At 68.1% G+C, this 14,527-nt stretch carries 20 protein-coding genes; 4 read left to right on the forward strand and 16 right to left on the reverse strand.

Annotated elements, in window-relative coordinates:
* Positions 1-23: 23 nt before the first annotated feature.
* From ACFVYE_RS32310 to ACFVYE_RS32360, 11 genes are all read right to left on the reverse strand, one after another.
* Positions 24-830: a DciA family protein gene (locus tag ACFVYE_RS32310; RefSeq protein WP_389607916.1), complete on the reverse strand. Its 807-nt coding sequence runs from the start codon at positions 828-830 to the stop codon at positions 24-26.
* A complete protein-coding gene (locus tag ACFVYE_RS32315; protein ID WP_389607917.1) occupies positions 827-2,014 on the reverse strand; it encodes a winged helix-turn-helix domain-containing protein in 1,188 nt (395 codons plus the stop codon). The genes ACFVYE_RS32310 and ACFVYE_RS32315 overlap by 4 nt, the downstream gene beginning before the upstream one ends.
* 388 nt (positions 2,015-2,402) lie before the next feature.
* Complete coding sequence (locus ACFVYE_RS32320) at positions 2,403-2,840, reverse strand: hypothetical protein (protein WP_389607918.1); 438 nt, start codon at positions 2,838-2,840, stop codon at positions 2,403-2,405.
* Between the two features lie 449 nt (positions 2,841-3,289).
* Complete coding sequence (locus ACFVYE_RS32325; protein ID WP_389607919.1) at positions 3,290-3,709, reverse strand: hypothetical protein; 420 nt, start codon at positions 3,707-3,709, stop codon at positions 3,290-3,292.
* Positions 3,706-4,149 (reverse strand): hypothetical protein, encoded by a 444-nt coding sequence (locus tag ACFVYE_RS32330; RefSeq protein ID WP_389607920.1) that lies wholly within the window; start codon positions 4,147-4,149, stop codon positions 3,706-3,708. Before ACFVYE_RS32330 ends, ACFVYE_RS32325 begins: the two co-directional genes overlap by 4 nt.
* Positions 4,146-5,069 (reverse strand): WhiB family transcriptional regulator, encoded by a 924-nt coding sequence (locus tag ACFVYE_RS32335; RefSeq protein ID WP_389607921.1) that lies wholly within the window; start codon positions 5,067-5,069, stop codon positions 4,146-4,148. Before ACFVYE_RS32335 ends, ACFVYE_RS32330 begins: the two co-directional genes overlap by 4 nt.
* Complete coding sequence (locus ACFVYE_RS32340; protein WP_389607922.1) at positions 5,066-5,365, reverse strand: hypothetical protein; 300 nt, start codon at positions 5,363-5,365, stop codon at positions 5,066-5,068. Before ACFVYE_RS32340 ends, ACFVYE_RS32335 begins: the two co-directional genes overlap by 4 nt.
* Before the next feature lie 41 nt (positions 5,366-5,406).
* Complete coding sequence (locus ACFVYE_RS32345; protein ID WP_389607923.1) at positions 5,407-5,625, reverse strand: hypothetical protein; 219 nt, start codon at positions 5,623-5,625, stop codon at positions 5,407-5,409.
* 269 nt (positions 5,626-5,894) lie between these two features.
* Positions 5,895-6,527, reverse strand: a complete 633-nt coding sequence (locus tag ACFVYE_RS32350) for a WhiB family transcriptional regulator (protein ID WP_389607924.1) — start codon at positions 6,525-6,527, stop codon at positions 5,895-5,897.
* On the reverse strand, positions 6,527-7,618 hold the full coding sequence (locus ACFVYE_RS32355; RefSeq protein ID WP_389607925.1) for a hypothetical protein: 1,092 nt from the start codon (positions 7,616-7,618) through the stop codon (positions 6,527-6,529). Before ACFVYE_RS32355 ends, ACFVYE_RS32350 begins: the two co-directional genes overlap by 1 nt.
* A gap of 78 nt (positions 7,619-7,696) precedes the next feature.
* Entirely contained in the window at positions 7,697-8,479 is a 783-nt protein-coding gene (locus ACFVYE_RS32360) for a hypothetical protein (RefSeq protein ID WP_389607926.1), read from the reverse strand.
* Positions 8,480-8,709: 230 nt separating this feature from the next.
* Here ACFVYE_RS32360 and ACFVYE_RS32365 point away from each other — a divergent pair, with 230 nt between their 5' ends.
* The 3 genes from ACFVYE_RS32365 (at position 8,710) to ACFVYE_RS32375 (ending at position 10,223) form a co-directional block, all read left to right on the forward strand.
* Entirely contained in the window at positions 8,710-9,153 is a 444-nt protein-coding gene (locus ACFVYE_RS32365) for a WYL domain-containing protein (protein WP_389607927.1), read from the forward strand.
* A 326-nt stretch (positions 9,154-9,479) separates the two neighbouring features.
* Complete coding sequence (locus ACFVYE_RS32370) at positions 9,480-9,686, forward strand: DUF6011 domain-containing protein (protein ID WP_389607928.1); 207 nt, start codon at positions 9,480-9,482, stop codon at positions 9,684-9,686.
* A 12-nt stretch (positions 9,687-9,698) separates the two neighbouring features.
* Entirely contained in the window at positions 9,699-10,223 is a 525-nt protein-coding gene (locus ACFVYE_RS32375; protein WP_389607929.1) for a hypothetical protein, read from the forward strand.
* On the opposite strand, the gene ACFVYE_RS32380 is transcribed toward ACFVYE_RS32375, so the two are convergent.
* The 5 genes from ACFVYE_RS32380 to ACFVYE_RS32400 all read right to left on the reverse strand — a co-directional run bounded on the left by ACFVYE_RS32380 (position 10,220) and on the right by ACFVYE_RS32400 (position 13,923).
* The gene (locus tag ACFVYE_RS32380; protein ID WP_389607930.1) at positions 10,220-11,302 is read right to left on the reverse strand and encodes a hypothetical protein; all 1,083 of its coding nucleotides are present in this window, start codon (positions 11,300-11,302) and stop codon (positions 10,220-10,222) included. The genes ACFVYE_RS32375 and ACFVYE_RS32380 overlap by 4 nt on opposite strands.
* Entirely contained in the window at positions 11,299-12,450 is a 1,152-nt protein-coding gene (locus ACFVYE_RS32385) for an integrase (protein ID WP_389607931.1), read from the reverse strand. The genes ACFVYE_RS32380 and ACFVYE_RS32385 overlap by 4 nt, the downstream gene beginning before the upstream one ends.
* Before the next feature lie 22 nt (positions 12,451-12,472).
* Positions 12,473-12,925: a hypothetical protein gene (locus tag ACFVYE_RS32390; RefSeq protein WP_389607932.1), complete on the reverse strand. Its 453-nt coding sequence runs from the start codon at positions 12,923-12,925 to the stop codon at positions 12,473-12,475.
* A 258-nt stretch (positions 12,926-13,183) separates the two neighbouring features.
* Positions 13,184-13,537 (reverse strand): hypothetical protein, encoded by a 354-nt coding sequence (locus ACFVYE_RS32395; RefSeq protein WP_389607933.1) that lies wholly within the window; start codon positions 13,535-13,537, stop codon positions 13,184-13,186.
* Positions 13,538-13,773: 236 nt separating this feature from the next.
* A complete protein-coding gene (locus tag ACFVYE_RS32400; protein ID WP_389607934.1) occupies positions 13,774-13,923 on the reverse strand; it encodes a hypothetical protein in 150 nt (49 codons plus the stop codon).
* Positions 13,924-14,083: 160 nt separating this feature from the next.
* On the opposite strand from ACFVYE_RS32400, the gene ACFVYE_RS32405 reads away from it, so the two are divergent.
* A complete protein-coding gene (locus ACFVYE_RS32405) occupies positions 14,084-14,506 on the forward strand; it encodes a hypothetical protein (protein WP_389607935.1) in 423 nt (140 codons plus the stop codon).
* Positions 14,507-14,527 lie beyond the last annotated feature (21 nt).

Consider the following 14,527-nt stretch of genomic DNA (forward strand, 5'->3'; position numbering starts at 1 on the left):
GGGCTCCGTTCAGGTTGTGGTGGTCAGGCGACGTCGAAGGCGCGGCGGACAGGCTGGTCCGTCCTGCGGTGCTTGTAGGTGCGGGCGGCCCGAATGCTGGCTTCGAGGCTGTCCGAGGGCTGAACACGTTCGTGCTGGGCTTGGAGGATCTCCATCTGTGCGGCGATCTCGGTGAAGGCCTCCTCGGGCTCCCGGCGCTGGATAAGGAGGTGGTTCTGGCGCTGCACGGCTGCGCGCACGAGGGTGTCCATCTTCCGTTCGCGCGTGTTCTTGTGCTCCTGGTGGGCGGCGATGGCTGCGAGGTAGCCGGGGTTCTTCGGCTTGGGGGCGGGCGGTTGTGCGGGCTTCCGGTCCGGTGTGTCAGCCGCAGCTGTCGAAGCCGGTGTCGGGGTGTCGACGGCTCCGGGCGCGAGGACTTTCAGTTGCTGTACGGTTCCGTCGCCGACCTTGGCGTTGACCTTGTCGATGACCTGTCGCTGGTGCAGGTCAAGCTGGAGGCGGTAGGCCTGCGACACGGGCCGCAGGTGCAGGGTGCGGGTTTCGTCGTCGAACTTCACCGCAGCGACCTTCCCGGCGAGTTCGGGGGCGATCGTCGGCCACTGGTCGAGGATGCTGCCGCCTTTAGCAGCCATGTCCCAGCCTCGTTCGGCCATCATCCGCTCGATCGCGGCCGCGAAAGTGAGCGGGTCACGGCCACCTGTGCGGGCATCCCGTCGGGACGCGGAGGCTCCCATCCGGCGCTTCGGCTGCGGTGCGGCTTTCGCTGCGGCGCGGGCCTGCTGCAAGGCGACTCGGGCCAGGTCCAGGCCGCTCATGGGGTTGTTGGTCATGCGGTTGCTCCCGTTCCGAGGAAGGCGGCCATGTCGGCTGCGGCGTCGGCTCCGGTGAGGTCGTCGAGGCCTTGGGCGGTTACGTTGGCGGAGTACCTGGCCATGCCCTCGTAGACGCCGACCATGACCTGGGCGGCAAGACGGTCCGACCCTCCGTCGAGGCCGTTGTCGTAGCCGTTGTGCCGGGCACGCTCCGCGGTGCGTGAGGTCCGCCAGTGCTCCACCAGCTGGTCGCGCTGCGTCTGGGTCTTGTACAGCAGGTGGACGCCCTTAAGGCGGTGGGCGAGCATTCCGGAGCAGCGGCGAACATCAGCAGCCGACAGGGGCGCGTCCTGCTCTGCGATGGCCTGCACCTCGAGTGCCGTCCACCCGGCGTCGGCGACATGCCGGATGATCCACGAGATTCGAGGGCGGGATGCGCCACCGAGCCACGGCACCTGGGAGATCAGCTCACTGGCGAGCTGCATGCGGCGGCCGACCTTGTTGAGCTTCCGCGGTCCGCGCTTCGACTTCTTCGGGGTGGGGCAATCTGCTTCCCCGCTTGCGAGTTCTGTCTCAGAGGGAAAGCTAGAAGTACCGGTAGAGGAGATAGCTGAGGTACCACCCTGCATTGGGGTGCAACGGCCCTTGCCCGAAACAACGGTCCGGGGCTGGCGGCGACGTACCTTCCGGGCGGCCTTCTTGGCCAGCTTCCCGATGAGCTTCCGGCCCTCTTCGGCGATACCGACGGGACGCCGCTCGACGCCTTCGCCGACCGTACGGATGCCGAGCGCCTCGTCGAACTCGACGGGGATGACCCGCTCGTACACGGACGCCTGACGGATGCTGCCAGTGATGCGGGTGCCCTTGGTGCGGTACACGAGAAGTCCGGCTTCGCGGAGCATGTCGAGGTGGTACTGCACGGTCCGCTTCGACAGCTTCAACTTCCGGGCGAGGTACTCGACTCCCGGCCGGCACTCGGTCAGCGCGGACAGCTCCTGCGCGATGAGCACGGTCGTGGGCCCCCACTTCGGTCCGTAGCTGCGGGACGGGGTGTAGAGGCCGGAGCCGCCTACCCAGTGGACGGACTGCATCCAGGAGTACGGGTCTGTTGCAATGCGGCCGGTCGTGGTGGAGACCCACTGGGCGGCTGCGAGCACTCGCAGGGCTCCCCCACGACCGGGCTCGCCACTGTACTCGTACACGTGTTCGAACGTGTCATGTGGGGTGTTCGTGTCGCCATGAGTTTGCTGGCACGGGATGCCGCCGGAAGTGGGGGACTTTTGGTGTGAATCGCCCGTCCGGGCGTGCGGAAGCTGACAAGCGGTAGCCGCGTACGGCACTATGTACCTGCTTTCACGTTGCGCGGGAACGCCAAAGGCCCGCTGGTGAAGGTGAAGTGGTTCGGTGAGAACCTGTAGTTCGCTCGACCTACTCGGCCCCGGTCGCCAAACCGGATCTGAGAGTCGGGCCTTAGCTCGGTCGCCAAACCGAGCCGTATGAAGTGGCCGCGCACGGTGCGCCAACACCAGCGGCCGGCGGTAGAGGAAGTGCCCCCGCCAAGGGGCCCAGGACCTCCCGCTCAGAACGTTGCTACGTCACCTGATCTCCCTTGCTGGGTGAGGTCTGCTCCTGTGCCGGTTCGGCCAGGAAAGCTTCGATTCGGTGCTGAACCCAGAGCGCCTTGGTGTCCTGGGTGGACCAGGCGAGCCGGGCGCCGCAGGAACAGGCGACAGAGGCGCCTTGACCGCCCGCGTTGTCGGTCTGCGGCAGGTGGCCTGCCAGGGCGTCCGGGTGGTCGGGGCACAGGTGAAGCCGGAAGCGGCCGTGTGACCGGAGAGACCTGGTGTCCAGGGCCCGCAGCAGGGTTCGCCCGGACTTTGCCGACGGCAACGGGGGGTGTGACTGGTGGGCGATGCTGTCGATCTCAGTCCACCTTGCGGGGACGTCAGTCGTCTCGGAGAGGACGGACACCGTGCACTGGGCTGCGTCGCACCGGAACCGGTACGTATGCAGCACCTCGGTGGTCACGCGGTGGGTGAAGTAGTGGTGACAGGGCCCGTGCAGTAAGTCGCCGGTGTGATCTTCACGGCGGACTGCATGGTCCCACTGTCTGTATCCCGGGTGATCCGGGTAGGCTTCGCCATAGAGCTGGCACCTTCATTCGTAGCGACTGTGTGGTGTCGGCGGGCCCCGTGTCCTGATGCGGCAAACATCTGGACTGCTGCGTAAGCAGCGAGCGGGGCCTTTTGACGTTGTGGGTGACTCCGTTGAACCGGTCCCATTTCTGAGTGGTCGTCTGGCGCCAAGCGCAGCTTACTCGTTCGGCTCTCCACTTGTCCCCCTCCTTGACGATCGTGTTGTTCATCCGACTTGTCATCAGATCGGCTGCTCATCGCACGGCTGTACGGGCGACGATCTCTGTCCTATAAAAATTCACACCAAGTAACGGGATCTTGCTCGGGTGGCTCGGTACCCCTTCAAGAAGCCCTGGCCAGCGAAAAGGAAGTAGAAGACTTGGGCTCGGGCCGGATTTCGTGGACCTGCCCCACCGCCTCGGACGGCCCCTCAGGCTCTTCGGGTTGGACGCCAGCGCGCCTCTTCGCGCGGCCTTTGGTGGCGGCGGTGCAGCACACATCACACCTGCACTTCAGGCAGTTGTACCGGTACTCGCCATGTGCCACGTTCTCCTGCCGGATCTTCTTCCCTGCGGCTTTGGCGTCGGCGAGGGCTTGGGCGAAGCCAGGGTCGGTGCGTTCGTGGCGGCGGGGGACGTTGTGGTGGATGCCTGCGGTGGTGGCGGCGTCGGCAAGGTTCATGCCGGTGGCGACGGCTTCGAGGTACCGGCCCCGCTTCTCCTCGCTGAACAGGTCCCTCCGGTTGGTGGCGGTGTACGTCACGGGTGGCCCCCGTCCCGCACGGCGCGGGCAGCGGCGTCGAGTTCGTGGTCGGCGGGGTGCCGTGGCGGGTGGATGGCGGCGGAGCGAGCGGCCAGGTTGCCCATGGCCTTGTATCCGGCGTCGGCCAGTTCAGCCCGGAGCCGGGTCAATGCGTCGGGGGTCCAGCGGGGTTGGCCAGCGAGCTTTCCGGCCCGGAACCCGACGGGAAGGGCTGCCTCCCACACCGCCCGCACGACGGCCGGGTCGTAGTCGGGGAAGAGGAGCTCAGGCAACTTGCGGGGGGTACCCGCGGCTTCGAGCGTTCCGGCGGCCAGGAGTCCGGCGAGGTAGTCCCCGGAGGACTGGCACCGGTCGGCGAGGGCCTGATCGTCGGTGGTGCTGGGCTTGGCCGTGAGGTCCGTGACGGGGCCGGCAGGGGCTGGGGTGCGGTGGGTGGTCATGAGGCGGGCTCCAGCACAGGTGTCGGGACGAAGGGGATGCGGGGCTGCAGGACGGTCCGTACAGCAGTGAGGCGGTGAAGCCGGGTACGGCGCGGCAAGGGGTCGGAGCCGGGGCCCCGACCTGCCGGTGGCCGGCCCGGGCGGACCGGGGCGCGGCAGGTGCGGGGCATGTCTTCCAGGCCGGGCAGGATCAGCTGGACGGGGCGGCCGGGGGCGATGCGGCGCTGCCGGGCCCCGTCCGTCGTCGGCGCCGCGGCGTATGCCCACGGGCCGTCGGGCCGGATGCGGGTCGAGCGGGGCAGCAGGCCCTGGTCGATGGCGGCGGCAAGGAGCTGGTCGCGGGTCGCGCGCTCCTTGTCGAGGCCGAGCATCGTCACCAGCGCGGAGCGGTGCCAGTTCGTGGCCCGCAGGTCCAGCCCTGCTCGGTAGGCGACGAGTTCGGGGTCGGTCTCGCGGGCAAGGGCGGCCAGGACGGCGCGTTTTTGCGGGGTGCGGCCCTCGGACAGGTCCCGCACCACCACCTCGCCCCGCACCTCCACGGCGATAAGGCCGCCGGTGGTAGCGGCGTGCCGGCGGGCGATCAGCGCACGGTGCCGGGTCAGGGCCAGCTCCCCGCCCATGACCCCCTCCGGCTCCACCAGGTGCTCGACACCCTCCGCGTCGACCGTGGTCGTGTTCGCGTAGGTGCGGCACAGGGCAAGAACCGGGCACCGGGCGCAGATCTGCTTGGCGGCCCTCTCCCGGTCGAAGCGAGTCTTCTGCGGCTCCGCCCCGTCACCGGTGTACGGGCCCCACGCATCCAGGGACACGTCCGGGTCCGCGGCCGACACGGTCGGGTCGTCCGCGTCGGGGGCGCACCCCCGGTACTTGTAGTGCCGGTCGTCGACGAGCTGCTGCCGGGCTGCGATCGGATCCGTCATGGTGTCTCCCCCTCCTGCGGGTTGTGGCGTGTGGTGCGGGCGTACTCGGCGGTGATGATCTGCTCGGCCTCGGTCAGCAGTCGGTCCCGCAGTTCGGCGTCCCGCTGCTCGGTGACCAGGCGGCGGACACGGTGCTGGAAGGCGTCCATGTCGCGGTGGTGAGCGGCCTCCGTCAGGCGGACCGTGGCCCGCTCCAGCCGGATCAGACGCTGCAGGTTGCGCAGCCGCCACCACGCCAGGCCGGCGCTCACGGTCAGGGCGGCGAACACGGCCACGGCTATCGGGTACACGGACATCGCCTCCTCCTCATCGGGGCGCCAGGAACTGTGGGTGGGTGTCATCGGGCCGGGAGACCGGACAGGGTGGGGGTTTCGTACAGCGGAGCCAGCTCCCGGTACGCCTGCCGGACTTCGAGCTCGGCCAGGACGACCGCGGGGTGCAGGTGCGGGCGGTAGGCGACGTACGGGTCGGGCAGCTTGCGCGGCCGCGCCCGCAGCGCGCCGACCGCGACGACTGCGGCACTGGGGGCCAGGCACAGAAGAACGACGATGCCCACGGCGGGCCTCCCAACAAGGGTGGAGAAGACTGCGGCCGGCCCCGAATGGGACCGGCCGATGGATCAGGATGGATGGGTCTACCGACGGCCGGCACGCCAGCAATCGGGGCAGACGTCTCTGCCAGTGCGCGTCCTGTGCCACCCTTCGCGACGGAGACGCCGACGGGCTTCGGTCGCACTTCGCGGCGAGCCGAGCGGAGAGTCTTCGGCCATGCAACGTTCGCCGGGGCTCGTCTCCGCGTCGCAAGCGATCACTGCGTAGTCGCTCATCAGGCGGCGCTCCTCTCGCGGACGAACCAGACGACGGCCAGGTCGGCCGCCGCGCATTCGGGGCAGGGGACTTCGTGGTGCTGGGTGTGCCACTGGTAGCCGCTGCGCGTACCGCACGCGGGCCGTACCTCCGGAACGGGGCGCGGGATGTGGTATCGGGCCCGCTGTGCAGCCGTGCACGCCGGGTCGATGTCCTGACCGTTTCGCAGATGCCGCTGGTACGCGGCCAGCGTGCCGCACGGCGCCAGTTCACGGCGGCGACTGGGTTTCTTGCTGGTTTCGGCCGCGCAGCACGCGAAGCACCGGCAGCCCTTCCGGTACGTACGACGCTCCCCGTGCTCCTGCCCGTCGTCCGGTATCGGAAGGGGCCTGCGCGGGAGGCGGTGACCGCGCTGCAGCGCGTACCGCTCCCGCCCGTCCAGACCACCCCGGATACCTACACGGTCCGCAGCGGCATCGCGCTTCTCCGTGGCCAGCGCATCGTCCAGGCACAGGAGTTGGACCGGGCAGCGGGCGCACACCGCCCGGGCCCGCTCGGCCTGGGCGATGGACGCGTTACTCACGGGGCCCGGCTCGAACAGACGGGGGCTCAGGCCACGGCAGGCTGCTCGCGTCTCCCAACCCCCGGCCATCAGGCGGCGCTCCTCTCGGCCTTGGCGCGTCCAACTTGGGCGATCTGCTCCAAGTACTCCGGCACCGCGGAGTCGCTCTTCGCTTCCTGCCAGATGCGGCGCACTGTTGCCGCGTCCGGGGCTTCATGAGCTTCGTGCAGGTAGTCCCGCCCACCCGAATCCGTCTTCGGTTCGGACAAGGCCTCCTCGCGGCGCATGAGGTAGGAGCTGAGCACGTCCGGCTCCCCTGAATCGGGAGCGAGGATGCCCGAGTTGTCGATGCCCTGCGCCTCTGCGGTGCTCCGCAGGCTCTCCACTGCCGCCACGTTCTCGGCGGCGGCAGCCTGGTCGGCGAACTCCTGACCATCCGGGTGCGGCTGGAACGCGTCCCGACGTACGACCGCGTTCCCGACCCGCACCATGTAGTCCTGAGCAGGAGCCTCCTCCCGAACAGGTTGCGGCGCCGGCTGCGGAGCAGGGCTATCCAGCGGCATCCCGTCCGCGTCGACCGCGGCCCCGATCTCCTCGGGCGTGTAGATCGCCCCATGCAGCACCTCCGGGCATGCCATGCGCACGCACTCGGAGATGGCGCGGGCCCGAAGCATCGCCGCCGGGTACTGCTGCCAGGTGTCCTTGTTCAGCAGCTTCGCCCTGGTGGCCTTGGCCGTATCCCACACCGAGGTGAAGGGGAAGTCGGGGTCGTCCGAGCGGTAGATGGTTACTTCCGCGCGGTCGTCGGTGCTTGTCATTCGCATCCGGTGACCGGCCCGGCGGGTCAGAGCCGCCATCAGGTCCGCAGACTGGGTGGCCTTGCCCTGGATGACGTGGACGGACTGGATGGTGGTGATGACGTCCAGGCCGATGCCGCGGCCGTACTCCAAGGCCCACAGAACGGATCCCGGGTTGTTCTGGTACTGCCTTGGCAGGAGGCTCGATTCGGCAAGGGCCTTAGCGAAACCCCATGCGTCCTGTACGGACATAGCGTTCAGGGACAGCGCCTGGGAAGCGGCGGGCGCGGTGCGGGTGGTAGGCACGAGCGCGGCTCGGTTTTGGGTGTGCGAGGTGGGACCCTCCGCCGTAATGCTGGCGGGGGCCTCGACGGCCATAGCCATGTGAGGTCCTTTTGTGAGGTTGTTGCTACGCGGAGTGGGCCCAGTTGTCGGCGTCCAGGCCCACCCCGGCAGGGATGCTTACTGGCCCGCGCCCGGGTCGATGTCGTACTTGTCCAGCACGTACGCGATGCCCACCTGCAGCGGGCGAACGCCCTCGACGGCGCGCATCTTGTCGTGAAGGTCGTCGTTCGGGGTCATCCGCAGATTCACCATGTCCGACGTGTCCGACCACTTCGGAAGGTTCGCAGTGAACTCGCCGTCCAGGTACTTCTGCCAGCCTTCGTTGACGTCGTCGGTGACCTTGTTGCCAGCGGCGGCTGCACGTGAGCGGATCTCGTCCCGCACAGCGCGCGGAACCTGCGGGTTGCAGACCGTCCCGGGCGGCAGTGAATCAGCTGCATAGTCCGCCGCGTACGGGCCGGCCTTGTACTTGCGCATCAGGTAGTCCGCCGCCACGTTCGCGGCTGACATCCCTGTCTCTTCCTCGACCCGCTGGCGCAGCGAAAGGGCCGGGGTCACGTTGAGATTGACCTTCTCAACGGCGGCGCCGTACCGGGCTCGGACCGGCTTGCGCGGGGTGTACTCGCCGGCCAGGACGCTGCGGTACCCCTCATTGACGGCGTCCGTCACCGACGTACCGGCGGCCTTCGCGGCGGCCACGATCTGATCCCGCGCAGCCTTGTCCATCAGAACCGACAGGTTGGGGCCGGCGGTTCCGTCGGTGTCCGTGGCGCGCAGAGCAGCCCAGCCCCTGGGGGCGAGCACCGTTTCGACGGCTGCGGCAAGGGCGGGCGAGTCGACTTCTTGGAGCCGGGCGGATGCGGCTGCGAGCTGGGCGCGCAGGTCGCGGTTGGTGGGCACGGGGCGGTGTCCTCTCGGCGAGCGCCGGTCGGACCGTTGGGTCGGCGGGCGCTTCTTGGGGGCGTTGGCCACGCCAGTTTCCTCCATTTCGATTGCGGGCGCCATGTTCGTTGGGGTAGCGCCTGCCGCCGGGGCTGTCCCGACAACAGGAACTCTACCCTGATTCCCATTGCGGTCACAAGAGGAATGTGGAATGGTTGTCACACACCAATCACACAGCGGGGGCACCGATGAAGAACACCAAAGCTCAGAGCAGCACCAAGACCCTCGCCGATCTGTACAGGGCCCTCGATGCTCAGCGCGCCGTCACCATTACCTACGTCGACAAGCACGGCGTTGAGACGATCCGAACGGTTGAGGTGCACGAGGTTCGCACCACCAGCGAGGGCATCGAGATCGTGGCCATGTGCCGGCTTCGTGCCACCGAGATGCAGACCGACCCGCGCATCCGTTCCGCCGAGCGCACCTTCAACGTCAGTCAGATCGCCGCCTACACGGTGCACCGCATGGCCTACGTCCTGGTCCGCCCCGAGCCCACCAAGTACGTCCGCCCCGCCCCGGCGCCGACCACGGACGCGCAGGCCCTGTTCTTCTACGAGCTCGCCCGCGACCAGGACGACGCCGACCACACCCCTCGCGCCCTGATTCAGGCCGACACCGACCTCGCCGCATAGGAGAACCGCCTGATGTCATCCCGCCCTCGCTGCGAAGGCACCCTGTCTAACTGCAAGACGTGGCCGACTTGGAAGATTCGATCCAAGGGCGACCAGCTGGAGCGCAACTGGCTCTACGCATGTGGCCGCCATATCCACTCGGTTGCGGCGGACTTGGCCACTGATGCGGGCGAGGAACTCAATCTCGTACGAGTTGCAGCCAGCGAATGACGAAGGCCACCGCCCCGAACCGGGTGGTGGCCAACTCTGCGGGCATGCCCGGCAGATGACGGCGATTGTAGTCCGCGCGCTCACCGCCCCGCCACCACTTTCAGGACACTGGCCTCATGGACCGAGACGATCGGAACCAGCAGCAGCTCAACCTCGACGACCAGGCCACCGGCTACAGGCACCGATACTGCCGCAAGTGCGGACGCCCGCTTACCCTCCTCGCCTCTCGGCTCAAGGGTTGGGGGCCCGACTGTGACCCCAACCGCCTACCCCGACCCGCCGCCGAACACCACGTCGACCAAGACCAACTGCCCGGCCTGTAGAGGAGCGCCGCCATGCACGACGTCTACGCCCAGATGGCCGCCATCACCGACCTTCACCGCCTCGTAGGCGACGAGTACGCCAAGAGGTGCACTGTTTGCGGTATCTCCATCTCGCGCCGCACCACCCCACGGCACGAGCCCGGCACCCGAACATGGCTGCGCTGGTACGCCCCTGATGGCCGGATCTGGGACTCGTTCCCCGAAGGGGACAGCTGGGTGACCTACCCGGACAATGCCCCCTCCTGCCCTCCACAGAAAGTCGAGGCGGCATGCCCATGGGAGGAGAACGCCCGCCGTTACGGCGGTGTGTGGGGTGACGTGCAGCTCGAAACCGCGATGCGGACCTGGTGCGACCGGCACCAGATGGCCGTGGCCGACTGCCCCGCCCCCGGCCCCGCCTGCCCGGGGGCGGCCGCGCACGAATACGAAGCCGAGGAAGGACGCCCCGGACCATGCACCGGCCAGCAAGACGGCTGCCTATGCATGTGCCCAGCCTGCTGCGGCGACACCCCCGACGTATGGGGTGCGCCCGTCTAATGATTTGGGGGCTCCAGCAACGGCACCGCGTCCACGGAGCGCCGGATCTGCTCCATCGTCGTCGGCAACGGCTCCCACCCGTACTGCCCAGCCATCACCCAGTTCAGCGCAGTGATCCCGCGCGAATAGGAACGCCGCAGCCCATCCGGGAGCAGCGTCACCCCGGCCGGTCCCGACTTCGACGGTTGCAGAGTGACCCACAGCGCCCTCTTTGACCCCGTCAACGGCAGCGCGTCCACGATGCCCTGCCGCACCTTCAGCCAGCGGCGCACCGCCACTTGGGAGCCTTCTCTCAGCGGGTACCACTCAACCTCTGGCAACGGCTGCAATTCCTCGACCGCGGCCAGGACCCGTTGCCGCGTCTCCTCCGATACCCGCTCCACCCAGCCACCCAGTACCGACCGGGCCGCCTCCGTTCCCACCTCGGCCAGGGCGGCGATCTCCTCGACCCGGTTCGGCGGGGCTTTCTGCTGCTGCCGGCGCACCGCCACCGCCGCCTCATCCGCAGCCAGATCTGTCAGGGACTGAGCGGCCAACTCCCCGGACCGTGGCGCAGCGTCGAGCAGCACCGCGACGATTGCGAGCAGCCGGGTGCGTTCCTCATACGACAGGGCAGTCCCGTCCCGCTCCAACGGACCATGGCCCGCCAGGCCCACCATCCTCCGGTACAGGGCATCCAGAGACCGACCGTCGACCGTGGCCTTCGGCTCCGGGTTCGCGATCGATGGCAACCTGACCGTCTTCCCGGGCGGGAGCACCTCGCGGGCCAGGATCTTCAGACAGTCCCGAACAATCCGCAGCGTCCACTCCGGCAACGGCTTCCCGACGTCCTTCTGCAGGTGCCGCAACTGCCCCTCTGCCGCGAGGTCCCAGAACGGGCGCAGCGACGCCCAGGTGAACAACTGGGCCGCGGTTCGGGACGCCCGGCCTGGCATCTCGTCCCGTCCCACAGCCCGGTCGAACATCCCGACCACCATCCGCAGCTGCCGCAGTCGGCCCTCCGACACCTGCCCGGCCATCCCATCGACCACCGCGGACAGTTGCCGGACCGACGGGGCGCTGTACTGCTTCGGGGTCACGGAGACTCCTCCTGCTCGGGCGCGGCGGCTCTCTTCGCGATCTGCGTCAGCGGGTTCCGCTCTCCCTGGCTGTCCTCTTCGTCGATGTACCCGATCAGGGCCTTCGACCTGTCGTCCCAGCCGCCGTGCCGACCGATGTCCACGATGTCGGCCCCGGCAGCACGAGCCGTCTTCACCAGGCCGCGACGTAGCGAGTGCGACGTCCACTTCCCTGGCATCCCTGTGCGGTGGATCGACCGACTGACGACGTCTGACGCGCCGTTGATGCTGATCCGCCCGGTGGGGTCACCGATCGGTTTGCCTTCGCGGGTCATCTCGGCGCCCATGTATCCCCACTGGTCGATCCGCATGAACAGCGGCCCGGAGGTGTGCCCCTCGTGGGCGAGGGCTTCCACCAGGGCCCGTACCGCAGTCACCGCGCACAGATCCGCGTCGGGGTCCGGGACGACCTCAACAGACTGCCACTTCTTCCGCTTCTTCCGGTAGACCTTCACCTTGAACCCGCCCTTCGGCAGGTCCGTGAAACTGGCCGGCCAGTTCAGCGGCACAAGCTCGCTGCCACGCGACCCGATGGCGTGCCCCAGCAGCATGAGGGCAGCGTCCCGTCTTCCGACGAGGGTGGTGCGGTCGAGGTGGGCGAGTGCTTCGCTGAGCACGCTTCGGTCAGCGGCGGTCGCCTTCTTCGGGGTGGCGGCCGGGTCCTGTGCATCGGATAGGGCTTCCCGGTATCCGGCGACGACCTTGCGGGCTCCCATGGTGTCCGGGGGCTTGTATCCGGCGGCCCGATGCGAGGAGCGGATCGAAGCGATGATGCGGTCCATGGTCGCGGGACCGTATGGCTTCCCGGTCCGTTTGCGGGGAGTGCGCTTCAGGTACGACATGTACGCGGTGACAGTCTGCGGAGCGGCGGGCATCACCCGGCGGCCGACCGTGGCGCACCAGGCGGCGAACCGCTCCATGTCGCCTTCGTAGGCCCGGCTGGTGTCGCGGGGGATGCCAGCCTGAACGTCCTCCTGCGCTTCGGGCGGCAGCCACGCATCGGGGTCCTCATTCACCTGCAGAATGGCGGGAGTTCGGTCCTCGGCGATGGCGGGGAGCCGGTCCTCCCCGACCAGCTCCGCGTCCACCACGTCTTCGTGTTCGTTCACCGTTGTGCTCCGAGCCAGGCGATCACTGGGGCTCACCCGGGTACGGATTGACCCCGAACCGCTTGGTGAAGTCGCGGTTGGCGTAGATGGATTGGTGCCCGCCGTGGATGCGGGAGGCGGCCCACACGAGAGCGGCGGCCCATGCGTCGGCGTCCGGGTCGCTGCTGGCCGTCAGGATGCTTGCGTAGTCGCGGAGGACCTGTTCCGAGTCAAAGGCTTTCGCGGCTACGGCGGCGCGGATGGAGGCGTGCTCGTCCTCGGTGCGGATGTGGTGGCAGGAGCATTGCCGGTGGGCGGGTGCGGGGCCGCACTGCGGGGTACCGCTCTGCTCGGGGGAGCCCGTGCATGCCACTGGGTCGGCGTCGGTGCATTCGCAGCCGAGGAAGGTTTGGACGGTCGGCCACTCGGTGCGGGCGAGCTCCAGTCGGGCGAGCGTCTTTGAAGAGGGCTGATAGGGCACGTGTTCCTCCGTCATGCGTGACTCCATAGAAGGAACATTAACTGGAGCTATCACATCTGGTGCCCCCCGGCGGGTCATCTGACGGAGGGTTGCTCAATAGATGCGGACTATGGTCCGTTTCTTCGCTGAGCGCGATCCTAAGGAATCCCACCTCTGCAACCATATTCGCGGGGGGCGACGGTGCTGAGGGTGTCACGCAGCCAGTACAGGGCCTCCTCGGCGGAGCCCGGCCGGGCCAGTTCTGTGCGGGGCGGTCGGTGACGGCGTGCTGGGTCATGGCGTTGGCGTGTCATCCGAAGGAAGTTCTTTCAACTGGTGTGCCAGCAGGGCGAACTCGGGGAGATAGTCCTTGTGGTCTTTCCACTCCTTCGCGATGCCGGCGAGCTCGTTCCAGGCGAACGTCATGGCCAGGTTCGCAGCCGCTTCCATGCTGGGGTTCTCCTCGATGCTCTGCACCAGTGCCCTCTTGGACCGCATCTCTTGGACCGCGCGGCGCAGACCCCGCAGCAGGCGCGAGTCTGGCTCCTTGTCGTAATGTCGCGACGCGAGGTCGCCGGAGAACTGCTCGTCGATGCGAGCCTCGACGAAGTCGGCAATGCGGTTGATGTGCTCTGCGATGTGCGCCACGGAGGCCGCCTTCGGTCGGCGAACGTTCAATGATCAGCCTACCGTTGACCTCACTCTTAGCACACGTTATGCGCTTCTCAGGGAACGATCCTGCGCGTCGGCGGAATCTTGCCGCCAAGCCCGCTTCTCTCGGGATCGTTGCGTCTTCTTCGACCAGCTTCGCGACGGGCAGTCCTCCCCGGCCGGGCCGCGGCAGTACGGGCACCATGGGCGGGACCAGGCGCCCAGCATCCGCGTCACGGGTACAGCAGTCGGGACAGTGGCATCGATCGGGCTCCCGGTTCGTGCGGGTGGGCCGGCGGTTCGTCCGGCTGCTCGACGGGGAGCCGGAGGTTGCCGGGGCGGTCGGTCGCCTCGACCTCACGGGAGGCCAGTTCTGCGCTCATGCCTCAAGGGTGCGCCTCGGTGGGGCGACTGCTGCCCCGGCTCGACTCCTTCAACCTCCCTGCAATGAACCTGAGTTAACGGCTGACAAACGAGGCTCAGTGCCGTACCGTCGTTCACGTAAGAACAACGTCTATCCACTTCTGTTGCCACGGAGGCCGCATGAAGATCACCGTCACGGTGGAGGACCCCACCAACGACTTCCAGGAACGGCTCCTCGCGCTCCTCGCCGAACACACCGGCCAAGTCCACACCGACACCACCTGGACCAAGGAACGAGCCAGCCGCTACTACCTCGCCCTCCCCGCCCGAGCCCAACGCATCGTTAAGGAAGCTGCCGACCGCAAGGGATACGTCAGCGCCGACGACCTCCGCGACGGCGAAGACACCAGCCTCCGCGGCCACAGCGCAGCCCTCAAGCGCATCCTCGACCGCGGGGTACGCGAAGGATGGTGGCCCGACGGCATGGAGCCGCCGATCCAAGCCCAGGGACCTGGCTTTGGGAAGGTTGTCGGCTACCGCATGCCGGACCACCTGACCGCCACGTTCCGCATGGCTATCAACAACTGGTCTCGGGACTGGTAGACCGCACACCACCGAGCAGCG

The sequence above is a fragment of the Streptomyces sp. NPDC058239 genome, assembly GCF_042882185.1.
Lineage (GTDB): Bacteria > Actinomycetota > Actinomycetes > Streptomycetales > Streptomycetaceae > Streptomyces.